The 19,268-nt window shown below is 31.9% G+C and carries 17 protein-coding genes; 7 read left to right on the top strand and 10 right to left on the bottom strand.

Annotated features, from left to right (window positions below):
• Positions 1 to 154: 154 nt before the first annotated feature.
• The 8 genes from murI to P8K68_RS10990 all read right to left on the bottom strand — a co-directional run bounded on the left by murI (position 155) and on the right by P8K68_RS10990 (position 8,748).
• A complete protein-coding gene (gene murI / locus P8K68_RS10955; RefSeq protein ID WP_300250780.1) occupies positions 155 to 934 on the bottom strand; it encodes a glutamate racemase in 780 nt (259 codons plus the stop codon).
• 77 nt (positions 935 to 1,011) lie between these two features.
• Positions 1,012 to 1,512, bottom strand: coding sequence for an OmpH family outer membrane protein (locus P8K68_RS10960; RefSeq protein ID WP_300250782.1), 501 nt, complete (start codon positions 1,510 to 1,512; stop codon positions 1,012 to 1,014).
• Between the two features lie 31 nt (positions 1,513 to 1,543).
• Positions 1,544 to 2,551, bottom strand: a complete 1,008-nt coding sequence (locus tag P8K68_RS10965) for an OmpH family outer membrane protein (protein ID WP_300250785.1) — start codon at positions 2,549 to 2,551, stop codon at positions 1,544 to 1,546.
• A gap of 172 nt (positions 2,552 to 2,723) precedes the next feature.
• On the bottom strand, positions 2,724 to 5,381 hold the full coding sequence (gene bamA / locus P8K68_RS10970) for an outer membrane protein assembly factor BamA (RefSeq protein ID WP_300250787.1): 2,658 nt from the start codon (positions 5,379 to 5,381) through the stop codon (positions 2,724 to 2,726).
• Complete coding sequence (locus tag P8K68_RS10975) at positions 5,314 to 6,054, bottom strand: isoprenyl transferase (protein ID WP_300250790.1); 741 nt, start codon at positions 6,052 to 6,054, stop codon at positions 5,314 to 5,316. Before P8K68_RS10975 ends, bamA begins: the two co-directional genes overlap by 68 nt.
• 1 nt (position 6,055) lies before the next feature.
• On the bottom strand, positions 6,056 to 6,742 hold the full coding sequence (locus tag P8K68_RS10980; protein ID WP_300250793.1) for a DUF6089 family protein: 687 nt from the start codon (positions 6,740 to 6,742) through the stop codon (positions 6,056 to 6,058).
• Between the two features lie 345 nt (positions 6,743 to 7,087).
• The gene (locus P8K68_RS10985; RefSeq protein ID WP_300250796.1) at positions 7,088 to 7,972 is read right to left on the bottom strand and encodes an NAD kinase; all 885 of its coding nucleotides are present in this window, start codon (positions 7,970 to 7,972) and stop codon (positions 7,088 to 7,090) included.
• A 116-nt stretch (positions 7,973 to 8,088) separates the two neighbouring features.
• Positions 8,089 to 8,748 carry an acetoin utilization protein acuB gene (locus tag P8K68_RS10990; RefSeq protein WP_300250798.1) on the bottom strand — a complete coding sequence of 220 codons (660 nt, stop codon included), beginning with the start codon at positions 8,746 to 8,748 and terminating at the stop codon, positions 8,089 to 8,091.
• 180 nt (positions 8,749 to 8,928) lie between these two features.
• Here P8K68_RS10990 and P8K68_RS10995 point away from each other — a divergent pair, with 180 nt between their 5' ends.
• The 6 genes from P8K68_RS10995 (at position 8,929) to clpX (ending at position 14,506) form a co-directional block, all read left to right on the top strand.
• Positions 8,929 to 9,642, top strand: a complete 714-nt coding sequence (locus P8K68_RS10995; RefSeq protein WP_300250801.1) for a pyridoxine 5'-phosphate synthase — start codon at positions 8,929 to 8,931, stop codon at positions 9,640 to 9,642.
• Positions 9,643 to 9,777: 135 nt separating this feature from the next.
• Entirely contained in the window at positions 9,778 to 10,545 is a 768-nt protein-coding gene (locus P8K68_RS11000; RefSeq protein ID WP_300250803.1) for an alpha/beta fold hydrolase, read from the top strand.
• A gap of 16 nt (positions 10,546 to 10,561) precedes the next feature.
• Complete coding sequence (locus P8K68_RS11005; RefSeq protein WP_300250806.1) at positions 10,562 to 10,909, top strand: phage holin family protein; 348 nt, start codon at positions 10,562 to 10,564, stop codon at positions 10,907 to 10,909.
• Between the two features lie 152 nt (positions 10,910 to 11,061).
• Positions 11,062 to 12,390 carry a trigger factor gene (gene tig / locus P8K68_RS11010; RefSeq protein ID WP_300250808.1) on the top strand — a complete coding sequence of 443 codons (1,329 nt, stop codon included), beginning with the start codon at positions 11,062 to 11,064 and terminating at the stop codon, positions 12,388 to 12,390.
• Between the two features lie 138 nt (positions 12,391 to 12,528).
• A complete protein-coding gene (gene clpP, locus P8K68_RS11015) occupies positions 12,529 to 13,203 on the top strand; it encodes an ATP-dependent Clp endopeptidase proteolytic subunit ClpP (protein WP_300250810.1) in 675 nt (224 codons plus the stop codon).
• A 70-nt stretch (positions 13,204 to 13,273) separates the two neighbouring features.
• A complete protein-coding gene (clpX, locus tag P8K68_RS11020; protein ID WP_300250812.1) occupies positions 13,274 to 14,506 on the top strand; it encodes an ATP-dependent Clp protease ATP-binding subunit ClpX in 1,233 nt (410 codons plus the stop codon).
• A 299-nt stretch (positions 14,507 to 14,805) separates the two neighbouring features.
• Here clpX and P8K68_RS11025 read toward each other — a convergent pair whose 3' ends face one another.
• The gene (locus tag P8K68_RS11025; RefSeq protein ID WP_300250815.1) at positions 14,806 to 16,434 is read right to left on the bottom strand and encodes an OmpA family protein; all 1,629 of its coding nucleotides are present in this window, start codon (positions 16,432 to 16,434) and stop codon (positions 14,806 to 14,808) included.
• Between the two features lie 249 nt (positions 16,435 to 16,683).
• Positions 16,684 to 18,198: a GH3 auxin-responsive promoter family protein gene (locus P8K68_RS11030; protein ID WP_300250818.1), complete on the bottom strand. Its 1,515-nt coding sequence runs from the start codon at positions 18,196 to 18,198 to the stop codon at positions 16,684 to 16,686.
• 40 nt (positions 18,199 to 18,238) lie between these two features.
• Between P8K68_RS11030 and P8K68_RS11035 the strand changes: the two genes are divergently transcribed.
• Entirely contained in the window at positions 18,239 to 19,033 is a 795-nt protein-coding gene (locus tag P8K68_RS11035; protein ID WP_300250821.1) for a DUF2797 domain-containing protein, read from the top strand.
• Positions 19,034 to 19,268 lie beyond the last annotated feature (235 nt).

Consider the following 19,268-nt stretch of genomic DNA (forward strand, 5'->3'; position numbering starts at 1 on the left):
CTGGTATTAAACAATGTGAGATGTAAAATTATAGGTCGAATCTTTGCTGTTATTAATAGAGATTCCCCTTTTGTAGATACTTATAAATTTGTAGCCTGATTTTTTATGGAAATTACTTGTTTTCTATCATAGAATACGCAGTGCAGAACTTCAATTAAAAATCTAAAGATTCAACATCAAACCTGTTGCCCAAAAGTGATCTCATAATTTCTGGATTAGCATTTGTATAGAATTCATTTTTAGGCGTCTTCATTCTGATATTCAATAAGTTATGTTGCTCTAAAATGGCTTTAGTCTGTCGTGCTACAGCTTCGCCAGAATCAATAATTTTAACATGCTTAGGAAGTAATTCTAAAAGCATCGGAATTAAATAGGGGTAGTGTGTGCAACCCAAAACCAAATAATCAATATCTGCTTTAATCATGGGTTCTAAATATACCTTTAAAAGCGCTTTCATGTCTTTAGAATATAACTTGCCACTTTCTATAAGTTCTACAATACCATTGCCAATTTGTTCTACAATTGTAATATGGTTTGCAAAAAGAGTAGCCGTTTTAGAAAACAACTCGCTACTCAACGTGCCTTTTGTTGCTAAAATGCCTATAGCGTGTGTTTTTGTATGCAGAGCGGCAGGTTTTATAGCAGGTTCAATACCAACAAATGGCACCTTATAATTTGCTCTTAAATAATCTATAGCATTTGTGGTAGCCGTATTACAGGCCACAAGAATAAGTTTGCAATTTTTATTTAGTAAATATTCGGTATTCTTGATACTTAAATCAATAATAACATCTTTATCTTTTGTTCCATAAGGTGCATTAGCACTATCCGCCAAGTATATCGTGTTTTCAAAAGGGAGCACGCTATGAATCTCTTTCCAAATGGAAGTGCCTCCAACACCAGAATCAAAAATACCTATAGGTTTTATACTCATATTAAAGTAAATATATAAAAATAAAAAAGCTGTCTTTGCAAAAGACAGCTTTAATATATTTTATTTGGAATTTAATTTTAAATACCCATTTGTTTTTTTACATCAGCAAGAATATCAGTACCGTTAGCTACAATCAAAGTTGCTCTATCAATAACATACTCGTAACCTTTAGCTTTAGCTACATCGTTTATAGCTTTCATAGCTGCTTCTTGTATAGGCTTAAATAGTTCAGCTTCTTTTTCAGCTAAATCTTTTTGAGCATCAGCTCTAAATTGTTGAATACGTTGTTGTTTTTCTTGTAATTCAACCATTCTTTTTTGATTTTCTTCAGCAGTTTTAGTGCTTGCTTCAGCATCATATTGCTTAACCGTGTTTTGATATTCTGTTATGGACGCTTGAATATCTGTTTGGTAAGTTTTACCAAGAGCTTCAATTTCAGCTTGTGCCTTTTTTGCTGCTGGCATTGCTGCAATTAATTCTTGAGTGTTTATGTGTGCAACTTTACTTTGTGCTTGTGTAAAGCTTACTGTTGCAATACATAGTACAGTTGCTAATAAGAGAGTCTTAAATTGTTTCATTTTAAATAGTATTAAGTGTGTTATAAATTTATTATTTGTTATTGTTTATACTGTCTTTTACTTTTTGGCGGTCTTCTAAAATTTTCTTTTTTCTTGCATCTAAAGCTTTTTTTCTTTCAGCTCTTTCAGCTAATTTTTTTTGTCTATTCTCTTCAATTAGTTCCGCTTTTGTTTTAGTTGCGCCTTCTTCTACAGCTTTTTCACCTTCACTAGGTTTAGATGTTTCTTGTTCAGTTTTAGCCGCTTCCAATGTTTTATTTCTAGCATCCAGCTTTGCTTGTTTCGCTTTTTCTCTGTCGTCTAATATTTTTTGACGCCTAGCTTCAGCTTCTTTTTTCTTAGCTTCACGAGCCGCTAAAATTTCTGCTCTACGTTTTTCAACGGCACTTTCTCTTTCTGCTTTCTTTTCTTCTAAAGCTTTTTCTCTAGCCTCTTGTTCTTCATTTATTTCAGGTAATAATTCCTCTTCTTCTGCGGCTTTACGTTCTGCTTTCGTTCCTGCTTGTTTGCGTTGTGATGTTCTTGTAATACTTCTTAAAACTTGCTCACTAATATCAAATTGTTTAGCTGAAAATAACATCACAGCATCTGAAGATTTATCAAAAATAAAATCATACTTTCTGCCTTCAGCCATATCTTGAACGGCAGCAAATATTTGATCTTGTATGGGCTGCATTAATTGCTTCTTTTGAATGAATAAATCACCATTTGGTCCAAAACGTTTTTGCTGATAGTCCAATATTTCATTTTCTTCAAAAGTGATATCCTCCTCTCTTTCATCAATAAGCTCTTTTGTTAAAAGTGCTTTTTCATTACTCAAATCTTTTCGCTTTTGTTCTAAAGTGGCTAATTTCGATTGAATCTCATTTTTCCATTTCTGAGCTTTATCTTCTAATTGTCCACTAGCTTCTTGATATTCAGGAACATTTTCTAAAATATATTCGGTATCTATATAAGCAATTCTTACACCACGTTGTGCATGCGAATAAAAGCTTAGCATAAAAACTAATGTCAGTAAAAAAAGAACTTTATTTTGCATCTGTTTAATATTTTATCATTTATGGCTTATAAACTCTAAAACGACAGATGATTTTTTCTGCCTTTTTGAATCGTGTCTTCAAAATTAACGAATTTTAATCTTAAAAATTTTAATTCTTTTGCAAATCATCATTATGTTGTTAGAAAATATCGTGCCAAAGTATATTTTTTACTTAAAACTGTTGTCCAATTATAAAGTGTGTTTCCCAACCATGTTTAACGGTACCACCTGGTAAAGGATCAAACCCATGTCCGAAATCGATACCTAATAAACCAAAGGCTGGCATGAAAATACGAATACCTAATCCAGCAGAACGATTAATATTAAAGGGATTAAAATCTCTAAAATTATTATATGAAGAACCCCCTTCTAAAAACCCTAAGGCATATATTTTTGCAGAGGCTTTTAAGGTAATTGGATAACGAAGCTCTAAAGAAAACTTGTTGTAAATAGTACCCCCATCTTGATCTGATAATGACTGGTTTGGATACCCACGTAATTGAATAACTTCTCTGCCATCTAAAGAGAAATTACCTAAACCATCACCCCCTAAATAAAAACGTTCAAACGGGATAACACCTCTGGCATTATTATAGGCTCCTAAAAAGCCAAATTCAACTTTAGGTCTTAAAACTAAATTTTTAGCAAGTTGTGTGTACCATTCTCCAGAAAATTTTACTTTATAAAATTCTAACCAGCTAAAACGTTGTTGGTCTATTTCTGTTATTTCGTTATTTGCTTCAATAAAATTAGGATCTGAAGTACTTGTTGCATTAGATCTTCTTTCTAAAGCCGCGTCATAATCTTCAGATAATTGATCGTAATCTACGCCATTAAATAAAGAATATGGAAGTGAAAACTTAGCTGTAATTCCAAAATTAGAACCTCCAGTTGGGAAAATAGGATCTACACTTGTATTATTTCTAGTTAAACCAAAGGTGTATGATAAATTGTTAGAGAAACCATCACCAAAAGTAAATAAACCCGTGTTGTAATTGTTTAAATCATAACGCTGAAAACTTATAGATTGAGAAAGTGTGAAATAGTCATCTGGTACGGATAATCTTTTTGCTAATCCAAAAGTAATACCTGTAATATTAAAGCTTCTGCTTTTATCGGCATCTCTAGTAAGCGGGTTAAATAAAAATTGTTTGGTATGCGATATTGATGTTGAAAACTGTACAGGGCGTTTACCTCCTAGCCAAGGTTCAGAAAATGAAAAACTGTAGGTTTGAAAGAAACGACTGGCTTGTAAACGTAAGGCTAATTTTTGACCATCGCCCATAGGAATTGGCTTGTAAGCCTCTTTCTTAAAGATATCTTTAATGGAGAAATTATTAAATGATAATCCTAATGTACCAATAAAGCCACCACCACCATAACCACCTTGTAATTCAATTTGACTAGACCCCGTTTCTTGAACGGAATACTCCATATCAATGGTGCCTTCAACAGGGTTAGGGTTGTTAAAGTTTGGAGCTATTTCTTGCGCATCAAAAAATCCTAATTGGCCAAGTTCTCTAACCGTACGTACTACATTGGCTTTACTATATAGTTGTCCTGGTCGTGTGCGAAGTTCTCTGTAAATAACGTGGTCATTTGTTTTGTCGTTACCTACTACTGATACCGTGTTAAAATAAGCAGGTTTACCCTCAGATATTCTTACCTCGATATCAATAATATTATTGTCTGCGCTAACTTCTACAGGATTTATACTAGAAAATAAATAACCGTTATTTTGATACTGATTTGTAATATCTAGTGCATCTGGTTTAGAATCGTCAGCAATTCTTTTTTGCAATAAAATACCATTATAGGTGTCTCCTTTTCTAATTCGTAATAGTCTGCTTAATTGATTGTTTGTGTAAACGGTATTACCTATAAAATTTATATCACCAAATGTGTATTGGTCTCCCTCATTAACATCAATGTAAAGTGATATGGTTTTATCGTTGTTATAAACGATACTATCTGATATAATTCTAGCATCTCTATATCCGTTTTCTTTATAAGTATCTATAACATGCCCTAAATCTGCTTGATAAGAAGAATCGATGAATTTTGATCGTTTTAATAACCTAGTGCGTTTTATTTTTTTGGTGCCTTTCATGCTTTTTCTAAGCCTTTTATCACTTAAAACATCGTTGCCATTAAAAGTAATGTCTTTAATTTTTACTTTTTCACCTTTATCTATGTTAAGCACCATATTTACTCTTGAAGTTTGTATAGAGTCGTCTTTTACTTCAATAGTGTTGATGTAAACTTTTGTATTTAGGAAACCATTCTTTTTGTATTTTTTAGTAAGGAAGTTTTTAGTGGTAGTTATAAGGTTTTCAGTAACCTTAACACCTTTGTTTAACTTGTTGTCTTTAATGATGCCTTCTTTTTTGCCTTTTTTAACACCTTTAATTTTTAATTGGTTAAGCTGAGGTAAATCGGCTAATTTTATTTGTAAATACACCACATCACCTTCTGTTTTAGTAACATAAACCTCTATGTCGCTAAATAGTTTAGAGTTCCACAGTTTTTTTATGGCATTACCAATATCTTCTCCAGGAATCGTTATTTCTTTTCCTTTTCTTAAACCAGAATATGTAATAATTGTTTGTTCGCTGAAAGACGTATTGCCTGCAACCGTAATTTCTGCCAAAGTGTATTTTTTGCCTTTACTAAAATCTGAATTTTGTGCATTAATAGTAATGCCACTAATAAAAATTAGGAGGGTTAGGCAGTACTTTAAGTATGTTTGTATAGGTGAAATTTTAGCTAAGTTGTTCACTTGTTTTCCCAAATCGTCGTTCTCTTTTTTGATATTCAATAATAGCTTCATACAAATGTTGCTTCGTAAAATCTGGCCATAAAACACTTGTAAAGTATAATTCGGCATAAGCGATTTGCCATAGTAAAAAGTTGCTTATCCGTTGTTCCCCACTGGTTCTGATAAGCAAATCTACGTCTGGTAAATTTTGCGTGTAAAGATGCTCATTTATAATTGATTCATCAATATTTTCAGCCGAAATTATATTATTTTTAACTTTAATACTAATTTCTTTAACAGTGTTTATAATTTCCTCTCTTGAACCGTAACTAAGCGCAAGTGTTAAAGTCATTCGTGTATTCTGTTTTGTCCTTTCTATAACTTCAAAAAGCTCTTTATGTACTTTTTCAGGTAGTGTATTTAAAGACCCTATTGCAGATAGTTTTATATTGTTGTCTTGAAGTGTCTTTATTTCTTTTTTTAAGGAAGAAACTAAAAGTTTCATTAGTGTTTTTACTTCTAGTTTTGGTCTATTCCAATTTTCTGTTGAAAATGCGTACAGGGTTAAATTTTCTATACCTAGTTCCGCACAGGCCTCAACGGTTTGTTTTACCGATTTTGTGCCATTTTCATGACCAAAAGCTCTTAGCATACCTTGTTGCTTTGCCCATCGTCCATTGCCATCCATTATGATAGCAATGTGTTTTGGTAATGATTTTGTTAGTATACTATTTTTTAAATCCATTTTATTCTACGCAATAGCATGGGTTTTCCCCAAAGGTATAGGTAAGTGTTATGCCTGAAAACACATACCAGTCGTTGTTATTTATATTTCCAAAACGGAATTGTTGTAATGTATCGGTGTCTGGAAGGCTTCCATCAAGCTCATCTGAAAACGTGTAACGTGCTCCTATTTCGAAACCTAAGATAAATTTTTCCATGACATTGGTTTTAAAACCTAAGGCCATAGGTATGCCATAAGCGGCACTCGTTGTGTTTTCGGATCTTTGAACGCCTGAAGGGAAGTAATGGTTATCGTGATACGCTACGGTTACGCCTGTGTATAAATAGGGGGTGCCTAATTTTTCGCCAGAATGAAGATTGAAATCTAGGAATGTAAATTCCATACCAAGCGAAAGTTCAGTTATTTTACTTGAAAATTCATACCCTCTTTGTATGCGTCTTGGGTCGTCTGATTTGTTATCAATCCCTTGTAATTCGCTAAATATTAATGAGGCTCTGTACGAATGTCTTTTGCTTCTATTCCATTTATATAGTCCGCCAATGGCGAATTGATTTGGTGAAATATAATCTGTTGCACCTACATCTCCTATGAAATTACTGCCTCCTAAAAAAACACCAATCTCGTTAATTTGAGCAGTGCTTAATTGGATGCTTAAAATGCTTATTATCAATATGATTAAATGCCTCATAAATATTCAAAAGTTTGCAAATATAATAAATAAGATTAGCCCATAACAATTTGAGCCGAATTGTATGAGTTTAAAACAGATTTTTTTTTATTATATTGTTGTAATATGATTTGAATTAGCTATGAATAGACTAAAGTTTTTTGTTTTTTATTCTAAATTTCAAAGTACTAAGAATTGAATTTACTAGGGCTATAAAAAGCTATATCTGATTTTGAAGTAAGGGAGCCTGTTGCTAATTGACCCGCGTTAGGGATTGCAGTGGATAGCCCGCAGCTTTTGCGCCCTAGCGCAGAAGCGAGGACTTGGAACGGAAAGCCCGACCCTTTTGGGTAACGCCCAAAAAATTTAATTTCGTTTATCTTCTCCCCAAAGTAGTTTTTTCCTTAGTGTGTCTAAAAAGCTTTCGTCTAAAAGATCAATCATTTTAATTTTAAAGTCGGCTTTTTTAATTTTTATTAGTGTGCCGTTATCAAGGGTTGCGATTCTGGAATCTAATGAGATGAGGTGCTGTTCTTCTCGACCATCCACTCTAAGTTGTATTTCTGTGGAGTCTGGAATTATTAATGGGCGTGCACTTAAATTATGGGGTGCAATGGGCGTTAATACAAAGCTATTTGTACCTGGAGTAATTACGGGCCCGCCGCAACTTAAGGAGTAACCTGTAGAGCCTGTTGGTGTAGAAACGATTAAACCATCGCTCCAATAAGAGGTTAAATACTCATCGTCCAAATGGGTGTCCACAGTAATCATAGAGGTCGTGTTTTTTCTGCTTACAGCAATTTCGTTTAAAGCAAAATTGAGCGACGTAATATCATCGTTTTTTGGAGTGGTTTCTACAGATAGTAAACTGCGTTCCGATATTTTATATTTGCCGTCTATAATATTTTGAATGGCATGCTCGATAGCATCGACTTGTATGGTTGCTAGAAATCCAAGTCGCCCAGTATTTATACCTATTATAGGGATGTCGAAATCTTTAACAAATATGATGGCTCTTAAAATAGTTCCGTCGCCACCAATACTTACAAGCAGATTAAAGGATTTGTCTAGCGCATCAAATGTTTTGAAAGTCTCAAAGTTTTTGATGTTATGTGCTTCGTTTTTTATGAGGTTGTAGAATTCTGTCTCAATATAGGCATCGGCATCTTTTTTTACTAAATAATTAAAAAGTGTTTCTACAGAGCTAGAAGTTCTTTTATTGTAAAATCGTCCAAATATGGCAACTTTCATGTGTTTGTTTTTAGTGTCTTTTTATAAATAACTCCGAAATAGTCGGATCAGGCTATGTTACATCCATAATAACGCTTTCTTAAAGCTATTAAATTTAGATATGGATGGTGCATAGGTTACATGTTTAAATATTTTTTTAAATAATCTGAGCGTTCTTTTAAGCTTTCAATATAGCCATCTTCTTCGTGGCCAGAAATAATATTATAACTGTATCTGCGAAAGGTTTGAATGACTTCATTAAGTCCTGTATTTCCTATTTTTAAGGTGACTTGAACTAAATCTGTATTCATTTTTGAAATGAAAGCACCTAAAAGTTTGCCGTCGTTAGATTCTACGATTTGGCTAATTTCACTAAATGAATAATCGTTAATTCCTTTTTCGACTACCAAAATACCGCCAGCTTCTGAGAAAAATGGTGATTCACTAAATAAACTGATAACATCATTAAGTTCGTAATAGCCTAGATATTCGTTTTTAACATTTAAAACAGGCATAATATTGGTGGAATTTATAGCGAAAGCTTCTAAAACATCTAGCCATAAGGTTGAATCTCTTACAAAAAAAACTTCTAACGCATGAATGTATTCGCCTATAGGTTTGTTGCTATCAAAGCAATGCGCATCGGCTTCAGAAAAACACCCTAAATAGGCGCCATTATCATTTTTAACTGGAATATGAGAAAAAGTAAGTTGATTAAACAATTGTTGTAAATCACTTATGTTGCTCGAATTATCAAGCGGTTTTATGTCGTTTATAATAAGTTCTGAAAGTTTCATTTGTGGTTTCTATTTTATTAACTCTGTAAAATGTAATTCGCTAACTAATAGCACTATATTCAAATTAAATTTAATGCGAAACACATTATCATAGTATGGATGAATAGAACTGCAAATTAATCAAAAAAATAGTATCTATGCCTGTTCTACTTTGTATTTTTGTATTTTAAAAAATGTTAGATGACTAAATTAAGTGTTAATATTAATAAGATAGCAACCTTAAGAAATTCTAGAGGTGGTGATGTGCCAAATGTAGTTGAATTTGCTAAAGATGTGCAGCGTTTTGGTGCAGAAGGTATAACCATTCATCCAAGACCAGATGAAAGACATATCCGTTATCAAGATGCTCGCGATTTAAAACCAGAAGTGTATACAGAATATAACATTGAAGGAAATCCTGTTGAATCTTTCTTGAATTTGGTTTTAGAAGTTAAACCAACACAAGTTACTTTAGTTCCAGATGCTGTTGATGCTATTACCAGTAATGCAGGGTGGGACACTATTAAACATAAAGGTTTTTTAGTAGATGTGATAAAGGAGTTTCAAAATAATGGGATTAGGACATCCATTTTTGTTGACCCTGTTTTAAAGCAAATTGAAGGTGCAAAAGAAACAGGAACAGATAGGATAGAGCTATATACTGAAGCTTTTGCGCATCAATATGGCTTAGGAAATAAAGAGGCTATTAAACCCTATGTTGAAAGTTCTGAATTAGCAAATAGTCTAAGTTTAGGAATCAATGCAGGACACGATTTATCTCTTGACAATATCAAGTTTTTTAAAGATAACATCCCTAATTTATTAGAAGTTTCTATAGGTCATGCCTTAATTGCTGAAAGTTTATATTTGGGCGTAGAGAATGTTATTCAAATGTATTTACATAAATTGAGATAATAAGCCCTTCCTTATTCCTTCCCAAAGTTAAGGATACACTCAGACGGAATTGGGTTTTGAAAAAATAATAATAAATAAGATAATAGTAATTTCAAAAAACAATTTCCCTCCTTTGGAGGGGTTAAGAGAGGCATTATGATACTACATTCAAATATTATAGGGGCAGGAAAACCATTTGTCATCCTGCATGGTTTTTTAGGTATGAGTGATAACTGGAAAACACTAGGAAGCCAGTTTAGTAAAGAAGGGTTTCAAGTACATTTAATAGATCAGCGTAACCATGGCCGTAGTTTTCATGATGACGCATTTAGTTATGAAGTACTTGCTGAAGATTTAAAAGAGTATTGCAATGCAAATAAATTATCAGATATCATTTTATTAGGACACTCCATGGGCGGAAAAACAGCCATGTTGTTCGCAACTGAATACCCAGAATTAGTATCTAAATTATTAGTTGCAGATATTTCTCCTAGGTTTTATCCTGTGCATCACGATGCTATATTAAATGGGTTAGATAAATTAGATTTTGAGGTAATAAAAAGTAGAGGAGAGGCAGATAAGATTTTAAGTGCATACGTCTCAGATTTTGGAACTCGACAATTTTTGCTTAAAAATTTATATTGGGTTGAAAAAGGGCAATTGGGTTTGCGTATAAATTTAGAAGTCTTAAAAAGTGAAGTGAGTGAAATTGGTGAAGCATTACCAAGCTATGCTGTTTTTGAAAAGGATACGTTGTTTTTACGAGGGGATCGCTCAGAATATATTGGTGTAGGTGATGAACGCCTCATATCAAACCATTTTATCAATGCTGAAATTGTTACTATTTCTAATGCAGGACACTGGTTGCACGCCGAAAACCCTAAAGATTTTTTTGATGCTGTTAATAATTTTGTAAATTCATAACCAAAATAATAAAACTATGAATCTAATTCTGAGATTATTATTAAACGCTGTAGCTGTATTCGCTTTAGCAAATATTCTAACAGGTGTTTATGTAGATGGTTATGTATCTGCTATAATTGTAGCGCTAGTATTATCTATTCTAAATCTTTTTGTAAAACCACTTTTGGTCATTTTAACCTTGCCAGTAACCATTCTTACTTTAGGCTTATTTTTGTTAGTAATAAATGGGTTAATTATTCTTTTAGCTGATAAATTTATTGAAGGATTTTCTGTGGATAGCATTTGGTGGGCCATCTTATTTAGCATCTTATTATCTATACTACAATCGCTTTTACAGTCGTTCTTAAAAACCGATAAAAAATAGTTGATCAGCTATTATAAATCAAGTAATTAAAAACTTTGTTGGGATGTAAAAATATATTATTTTTGCATCCCAATTTTAATTACAAGGATTTTAGGTTTTTAAAAGAAACCTGTATTGTTAAATGCCTGATTTAAGGCTTTATATCATTTAAAATGAATATTACAAGAGAAAACGTTGATGCATTAAATGCTGTAGTAAAAGTAGATATCGCTAAAGAAGATTATAGTGATAAAGTTGAAAAGATCTTAACAGATTACCGTAAAACAGCAAATATTCCTGGTTTTAGAAAAGGTCATGTACCAATGGGAATGGTGAAAAAGCAATACGGAAAAGCTGTTTTAGTTGATGAAGTAAACAAACTTTTACAAGACGCTTTAAATAAATATTTAACAGAAGAGAAGCTTGATGTACTTGGTCAACCATTACCAAAAACTCAAGATGAAATTGATTGGAATGCTGATAAATTTTCTTTTGAATTTGAATTGGGTCTTGCACCAGAATTCAATGTTGATTTAAAAAGCAAAAAAGCAATAACAAAGTATGATATTGTTGCTGATAAAAAGATGATTGATGAGCAAATTGAGCGTATTCAAAAGCAATACGGGAAATTAGTATCTCAAAATACCGTTGAAAAAGACAGCGAAATTACTGGAGCATATACAAACGAAGAGCGCGACATAGACAATACAGTAACTTTAACTTTAGATAAGTTTAAAGGAAAATCTACTGCAAAACAATTTATAGGTGCTAAAGCTGGCGACGTTATCACTTTAAAAACTAAAGGTCTTTTTGAAGATGATCACGATTTAATGCACGCTTTAAAATTAGGTCATGATGATGTTCATGGTTTAGATATTGAAGTAAACTTCACAATTACCGAAATAAACAAACGCGAGTTAGCAGATTTAGATCAAGAGTTATTTGATAAGCTTTTTGGTAAAGACGGCGTAACTTCTGTAACTGAGTTAAAAGAGAAGATAAAAGAAGATGCTGAAAAGCAATTTGTTCAACAAGCAGATCAAAAATTTTTAAACGATGTTACTGAGTATTTAGTTGAAAATACAAAATTTGATTTACCAGCAGAGTTTTTAACGAAGTGGATGCAAACTGCAGGTGAGCAAGAAATGGATGCAGATGAAGCTAAAGAAGAATATGAAAAGTCTGAAAAAAGCTTACGTTACCAATTGATTGAAGGCAAGTTGATTGAAGAAAATAACGTTCAGGTAACTATGGACGATATTAAGAATCATGCTAGAGAAATGATTAAAGGGCAAATGGCTCAATTTGGTCAAATGAATCCTTCTGATAAAGAATTAGATGATATTGCTGCACGTGTATTAGGAAACCAAGATGAAGCACGTCGTATTTCTGAACAGTTAATTAGTCAAAAACTACTTGAGGTTTACAAAGAAAAAGCGAATATTAAAGTTAAAGAATTAAGTTACGAAAACTTTGTTAAAGAAGTTTATGGCGACAAATAAGTAAAGAATAATTGCTTATATTTAGGCGCTTAAATCTTCAGGTTTAAGCGCCTTTTTATTAAAAATTAAATCTTACTTAAATAGGTTATAATCCATCTTAATGTAAATCAGGGTTTTAATCAAAAAAAATAAAAGAATATGGATTACGCAAAAGAATTTGAAAAATTCGCGATAAAAGATCAAGGTATAAGCAGTACATACTACAACAAAATCATAAGTAGTATGTATCCAACTAACCTAACACCAAACATTATTGAAGAACGTCAAATGAATATTGCTGTTTTTGATGTGTTTTCTCGTTTGATGATGGATAGAATTATTTTTCTAGGTACTGGAATTAATGATCAAGTAGCAAATATTGTTCAAGCGCAACTTTTATTCTTAGAAAGTACCGACGCTAATAAAGATATTCAAATTTACATCAACTCTCCAGGAGGAAGTGTTTATGCAGGTTTAGGTATTTATGATACCATGCAATTTATCAAACCAGATGTAGCAACTATCTGTACAGGTATGGCAGCATCTATGGGTGCAGTATTATTATGTGCTGGTCAAAAAGGGAAGCGTAGTGGCTTAACACATTCAAGAGTTATGATTCATCAGCCATTAGGTGGTGCACAAGGACAAGCAAGTGATATAGAGATTACTGCAAGAGAAATTTTAATCCTTAAAGAAGAGCTTTATAAGATTATAAGTAAGCATTCTGGTCAGGATTACGACAAAGTATACGAAGATAGTGATAGAGATTATTGGATGAAGTCTGATAAAGCTAAAGAATACGGTATGATTGACGAGATTTTGGCTCGCAAGTAAATAATTTGTAATTTTAAAGAATTGTTAACGAGGGATTTATGTTAACTTAGTTCTCAAATAGATAAGATTAATGGCAAAAGAAGAATTAGAATGTTCGTTTTGTGGACGTAAAAAACCAGAAACAAACTTATTAATAGCAGGATTAGATGCTCATATCTGCGACAGATGTATTGAGCAAGCGCATGGTATTGTTTTAGAGGAGTCTAAACAAATTGATGGTAGTGATTTATCTGCGGAATTGAAACTTCGTAAACCTCAACAAATTAAAAAATTTCTTGATGAGTATATAATAGGGCAAAATGCTACTAAAAAAGTAATGTCTGTGGCTGTTTATAATCATTATAAGAGATTGTTGCAGCCAGCAAGTAAAGATGATATTGAAATTCAAAAGAGTAATATCATTATGGTTGGTCAAACGGGAACGGGTAAAACCTTAATGGCTAAGACTATTGCAAGAATGTTAAACGTGCCATTAGCAATTGTTGATGCTACAGTTTTAACTGAAGCTGGTTATGTTGGTGAGGATGTAGAAAGTATTTTAACGCGTTTGTTACAAGCTGCAGATTACAATTTAGAAAAAGCTGAAAAGGGTATTGTTTTTATTGATGAAATTGATAAAATTGCTCGTAAGAGTGATAATCCATCGATAACTCGTGATGTTTCTGGTGAAGGTGTACAACAGGCTTTATTAAAACTTTTAGAAGGTACAGTTGTTAATGTGCCACCAAAAGGAGGGCGTAAGCATCCAGACCAAAAGTTTATTGAAGTTAATACAGAAAATATTTTATTTATAGCAGGTGGAGCATTTGACGGCATTGAGCGTCATATTTCAAAACGGTTAAATATGCAAGCCGTTGGATATAGTGCCTCCATGTCTGATGATGTTGTTAATCAAGAACATTTGCTTCAGTATATTATTCCAAAAGATTTAAAAGACTTCGGTTTAATTCCTGAGATCATTGGACGTTTACCAGTCTTGACATATATGGATCCTTTAGATTCAGATACGTTAAGGGCTATTTTGACAGAGCCTAAAAATGCAATTATCAAACAATATAAAAAGTTGTTTGAAATGGATCAGATTGATTTCACCATTACAGACGGTGCTTTAGGTTTTATTGTAGGTAAAGCTATTGAGTATAAGTTAGGCGCTAGAGGATTACGTTCACTTTGTGAAGAAATTTTAACAGATGCTATGTTTGAACTTCCAAGTAGCAACGACAAAAAATTAAATGTTACTAAAGCTTATGCAGAGGATAAATTGACTAAAACAACGTTAAAGAAGCTAAAAGCAGTTTCATAGAACGTTATAGTTTAAATATAAAAAACCACGCTATTGGCGTGGTTTTTTTATTAAGGAAAGTTAATTAATTAATAATGGATATCTATATAAAATTATTTATGTCTGCTTCAATACTGATGTAAAGGTATCCCTAATATATAGTTGAGAAAAGAAGATTTATGACCTTTTAGCTTATAAGACGAAATACTCGTTTAAAAACTTTTTAAGAAACGCTTTGTCGATTTTGGAACACTTAATCGTAAAAAGCAGCATAAATCTTGTTAATTATTCGCTTTTTTATTTGCAAGTCTAACCTTTAATTACTTTAAAAATTTATTTATAATTACCAAATCTACACGTCTGTTGTTTTGAAGATCTTCTTGAGAACAATTATTTCCACAATCAATTAATGGTTCTGATTCACCATAACCTTTAGATCGTAACCTGTCTTTTGAAATTCCATTAGTTACTAAATAGTTTAATACAGAAGCAGCACGATCATCTGATAATTTTAAATTAAATAAATCATCTCCTATATTGTCAGTATAGGCATTAATAGCTAGCTTCATTTCTGGATGTTCGTTTAGAACATAAATAATTTTATTCAAAATACGATGTAATTCTTTTTTAATATTCGATTTATTTGAGTCAAAGAATATATTATCGGCAACTAATTTTAATTCTCTTTCTAAATTTTCATTTAGTGGTTTTGTAGAGAATAATTCAAAGTTTTTAAAATACGTTGTTTCTGTGCCTCTATTTGCTAGAAATTCTATATTTATATCTTTAAATCCTTCTTTTGTTACTGAAATATTATAATTCTCAAGAGGCTTAACTTTAAAACTATAGGTTGCATTATTTCCAGTAGTATATCTAGATACTTCAGTGCCTTCTTCATCTTTCAGTATAACCACAGATTTAGGCAGAATAGTTTGAGATTTTACATCAATAACTTTGCCTTTTAGTGTTTGGATTACTTCTTTATTAATTGCAGTGTAAATATCATAATTACCTTTAGTATTTTTTCTGTTTGATGACAGATAGCCTTTGTTTTTTACAGCTAATCTATAGGCCACTTCATCAAATCTTGTATTTATGGTGTTGCCCATATTTTTTGGTTCGCTAAAACCGTTTTTTAAAATTTTACTTTCAAATACATCATAACCACCAAAATTTAAATGCCCTCTTGAAGAAAAGTATAAATATTTTTCATCTTTTGAGAGGGAAGGGTATTTTTCATCTTTCGCTGTATTTATAGCGCTACCTAAATTTACTGGTTCAGACAAATCTCCGTTAGGCTTAATATTACAAACATAAATATCGTAACCACCATAAGAATCTATCATATTTGAAGAAAAATACAATTTATCGCCCGTATGATTCATATAAGGATTTTCGATTGAGACATTTTGTCTATTAATACTTAATAATTCTTCATTTATCCAATTGCCATGAGAGTCTTCTTCAAGAATGGCTTTGTATAATTTATATTGAGTGGAAACTTTTTTAGTACTTCTGGTAAAATATACGGTTTTTTGATCAGGAGAAAAGGATAATTGGCTTTCATTGTACTTAGTATTTAGTATTCTAGAGAATAACAAAGGTCTACTTAAGCGCCCATTTTTATCTACATCTAAACAATATAAGTCTTGATAACCTTCACCTGTTTCCGGATCAATTTTTGCTAAGGGACCTAATTTCTTTGAAGAAACCATAATAACTTTATTTCTAAAAAAACCAGTACAAAATTCTGAATATTTTGAGTTTACACCTGCATCTAAAACATCAAAATTGTAGCCACTATTGCTAGTTGAGTTGGTTCTAGATGATTTTCTTATTTTAACAACATTATTAATTTCGTTTAAATTATTTACAAAGGCCAACTCATTTGTTTGTGCAAACATAGATGCTGAAAGGAGGTATAAACCACATAGAATATTTGTTTTCATTATTTAATTGTTTATTGATTTTAAAAAAAAACAGTTAATCGATAAAATTTGCATTTTTATTCATTTCATCGATTATTTTAACCGTTCAACTACTTGTTAATCAGCTATATAACGAATTTATAATAATATGTATTTGAGAGTTTTGAAAATAAGATAGATTACCATTAAGTGTAGTTTAATGGTAGTTTTAATAAGTTTAAAAATTTTATTTGTAGATTACTTTAGTTAAAGATTAAACTAAAAGATGGTTTAAATGTTTAAACCAAGCAAATCATCTAAATAATCGCGTGTGTTAGAAAGGCGAGGGACTTTATGTTGTCCACCTAATTTATCATTTTGTTTTAGCCAATCATGAAATAGCTGCTTACGTGCAATATTAATTTTAGGCTTATTAAGCGTGATGTTATTATAACGTTTTGCTTCATAATCAGAGTTTAAAGACTTTAAGGCATTGTCAAACAATTCGTTAAAATAATTAATGTCTTTGGGAGGTGTCTTAAATTCTATCAACCATTCGTGAGCGCCTTTTTCTTTGCCTTCCATAAAAATAGGAGCAGCGGTAAAATCTACAATTTCTGCTTTAGTACGCTTGCAGACTTTTTCTAAAGCATTTTCTGCATTTTCAATAATGAGTTCTTCTCCAAATACATTAATATGATGTTTCGTTCTTCCAGATATTTTAATTCTATACGGATTTAAAGAAGTAAACCTCACAGTGTCTCCAATTTTATAGCGCCAAAGTCCTGCATTTGTAGTTATAATAACGGCATAGTTTTTGTGGAGTTTAACATCGCTTAATGGAATGGCTTTTTCTTCTGAAGTGGCGTAAATATCCATAGGAATAAATTCATAAAAAATCCCGTAATCAAGCATCAATAATAATTCAGAAGAGTTATTCTGATCTTGAATAGCAAAGAATCCTTCTGAGGCATTATAGGTTTCGTAATATCTAAAATCTTTTTTAGGTAGTATTTTTTTGTATTGGTCTTTGTATGGTGTAAAACTGACACCTCCATGAAAATACACCTCTAAATTAGGCCAAATATCATGTAAATTTTCTTTCCCTGTAGTCTCCATAACATTATTCAACAAAACCAACATCCAAGACGGTACGCCTGCTAAACTAGTCACATTTTCATTAATAGTTTCGTCTACTATGGCTTGCATTTTATGCTCCCAGTCGTTCATTAAAGACACCTTATTACTTGGTGTACTGCTAAACTCTGCCCAAAACGGCATATTATCAATTAAAATAGCAGATAGATCACCAAAAACAGTTCCGTTTTCTTTATAAAGTTCTTTGCTGCCGCCTAAGCGCAAACTTTTTCCATTAAATAGTTGAGAGTTCTCATTATTATTTAAATACATGCATAGTAAATCTTTACCTGCTGCGTAGTGGCAATCTTCAAGAGACTCTTCACTTACTGGAATAAACTTACTTTTGGCTCGTGTAGTGCCGCTAGATTTGGCAAACCATCGAATAGGTGTGGGCCAAAAAATATTACTTTCTCCTTTTCTAGAACGCTCAATATTATCCTGCCAACCATCATAATTTTTTATAGGAACACGCTCAGCAAAAGTTTTATAATTTTTTATTGAAGCAAAATCGTATTGCTTACCAATTTCTGTGTTTTTAGCAAAATCTATTAAACTAAAAAGGAGTTCATTTTGTACTTCATTAGGGTATTTTAAAAACAATTCAATTTGATGAAATCGTTTTTTTAAAAACCATGATGCAATAGAATTTACTAAGGGAATTGGCATATTTATTCTATCTTTATTTTTTTAAAAATAACTTTTTTTTATGACCTACCAAGGTGTTTTAACAAAAATGGCAACCGAGTTTGAAAGTCCTATTCAATACTATCTTGTATTTGAAAACGATTTTTTAAATATGAATCAATTATTAGGCAAAAATATAACCATGCAATTTGTTAAATATCAATGTTTAAATTGTGGTTTAGATAAACCTATTTACAGACAAGGTTTTGATAAGCAGTGCTTTTTTGATACCGCTCTTGCCGGAGATTGGATTATGCGCCCTGAATTAAGTACGGCTCATTTAGATAAAGAAGATCGGGATTTAGAGTACGAAAAAAAAGTACAATTGCAACCACATATTGTGTATTTGGCTAATTCAAGTAATGTAAAAGTTGGTGTGACTAGAAAAAGTCAGGTGCCAACGAGATGGATCGATCAAGGTGCGCATGAAGCCATTGAAATTGTTGAAGTACCTAATCGTTATTTAGCTGGAATTACTGAAGTTGCACTAAAGAATCATGTTGGTGATAAAACCAATTGGAGAAAAATGCTTAAGAATGATATTGAAGATGAAAATTTAGTGGAGTGGCGCGAGCGATTGAAGACGTTTATCCCTGATGAGGCCAAAGATTATTTTATGCAAAATAATACTGAAACTAATTTAGAGTTTCCTGTATTGAAGTATCCGGAAAAACCTAAGAGTTTAAATATTGTTAAGCAACATTCCTATACAGGGAAATTAGTTGGTATAAAAGGACAATATCTTATTTTTGAAGATGAAACTGTTTTTAATGTGCGCGCTAATGAAGGGTTGGTTGTTCAAATAACGATACTATAGTTTTATATTTTTTTTAACAAGACAAATTCAATTTAACATACTGGTATTTAGTATCTTGTAAATAAAAAATGAAAATTCCTGTTATGTTTTATGTAGCTATTAACCTGAGTTCGATTATTAAAACAGGCAAACTTGATTGGAATTTATAGTTTGAAATTTAATAGACGGTTTTTTAGGCAAGAAGCTATATGCGATAAGCCCTGAAATCAGGTTGCTAAGAAAGTTCCCAAAGCTT

Origin of the sequence: Algibacter sp., from assembly GCF_029245835.1 — a bacterium.
GTDB lineage: Bacteria > Bacteroidota > Bacteroidia > Flavobacteriales > Flavobacteriaceae > Algibacter_B.

Excerpts from the sequence above, each read along its gene's own strand:
- P8K68_RS10995 (WP_300250801.1), top strand. The coding sequence starts at position 8,929 with ATGACTAAATTAAGTGTTAATATTAATAAGATAGCAACCTTAAGAAAT.
- P8K68_RS10980 (WP_300250793.1), bottom strand. The coding sequence starts at position 6,742 with ATGAGGCATTTAATCATATTGATAATAAGCATTTTAAGCATCCAATTA.
- P8K68_RS10975 (WP_300250790.1), bottom strand. The coding sequence starts at position 6,054 with ATGGATTTAAAAAATAGTATACTAACAAAATCATTACCAAAACACATT.
- P8K68_RS10985 (WP_300250796.1), bottom strand. The coding sequence starts at position 7,972 with ATGAAAGTTGCCATATTTGGACGATTTTACAATAAAAGAACTTCTAGC.
- murI (WP_300250780.1), bottom strand. The coding sequence starts at position 934 with ATGAGTATAAAACCTATAGGTATTTTTGATTCTGGTGTTGGAGGCACT.
- P8K68_RS11030 (WP_300250818.1), bottom strand. The coding sequence starts at position 18,198 with ATGCCAATTCCCTTAGTAAATTCTATTGCATCATGGTTTTTAAAAAAA.
- P8K68_RS11005 (WP_300250806.1), top strand. The coding sequence starts at position 10,562 with ATGAATCTAATTCTGAGATTATTATTAAACGCTGTAGCTGTATTCGCT.
- P8K68_RS11000 (WP_300250803.1), top strand. The coding sequence starts at position 9,778 with ATGATACTACATTCAAATATTATAGGGGCAGGAAAACCATTTGTCATC.
- P8K68_RS10965 (WP_300250785.1), bottom strand. The coding sequence starts at position 2,551 with ATGCAAAATAAAGTTCTTTTTTTACTGACATTAGTTTTTATGCTAAGC.
- P8K68_RS10960 (WP_300250782.1), bottom strand. The coding sequence starts at position 1,512 with ATGAAACAATTTAAGACTCTCTTATTAGCAACTGTACTATGTATTGCA.
- P8K68_RS11025 (WP_300250815.1), bottom strand. The coding sequence starts at position 16,434 with ATGAAAACAAATATTCTATGTGGTTTATACCTCCTTTCAGCATCTATG.
- P8K68_RS10990 (WP_300250798.1), bottom strand. The coding sequence starts at position 8,748 with ATGAAACTTTCAGAACTTATTATAAACGACATAAAACCGCTTGATAAT.
- clpP (WP_300250810.1), top strand. The coding sequence starts at position 12,529 with ATGGATTACGCAAAAGAATTTGAAAAATTCGCGATAAAAGATCAAGGT.
- bamA (WP_300250787.1), bottom strand. The coding sequence starts at position 5,381 with ATGAAGCTATTATTGAATATCAAAAAAGAGAACGACGATTTGGGAAAA.
- tig (WP_300250808.1), top strand. The coding sequence starts at position 11,062 with ATGAATATTACAAGAGAAAACGTTGATGCATTAAATGCTGTAGTAAAA.
- clpX (WP_300250812.1), top strand. The coding sequence starts at position 13,274 with ATGGCAAAAGAAGAATTAGAATGTTCGTTTTGTGGACGTAAAAAACCA.
- P8K68_RS11035 (WP_300250821.1), top strand. The coding sequence starts at position 18,239 with ATGACCTACCAAGGTGTTTTAACAAAAATGGCAACCGAGTTTGAAAGT.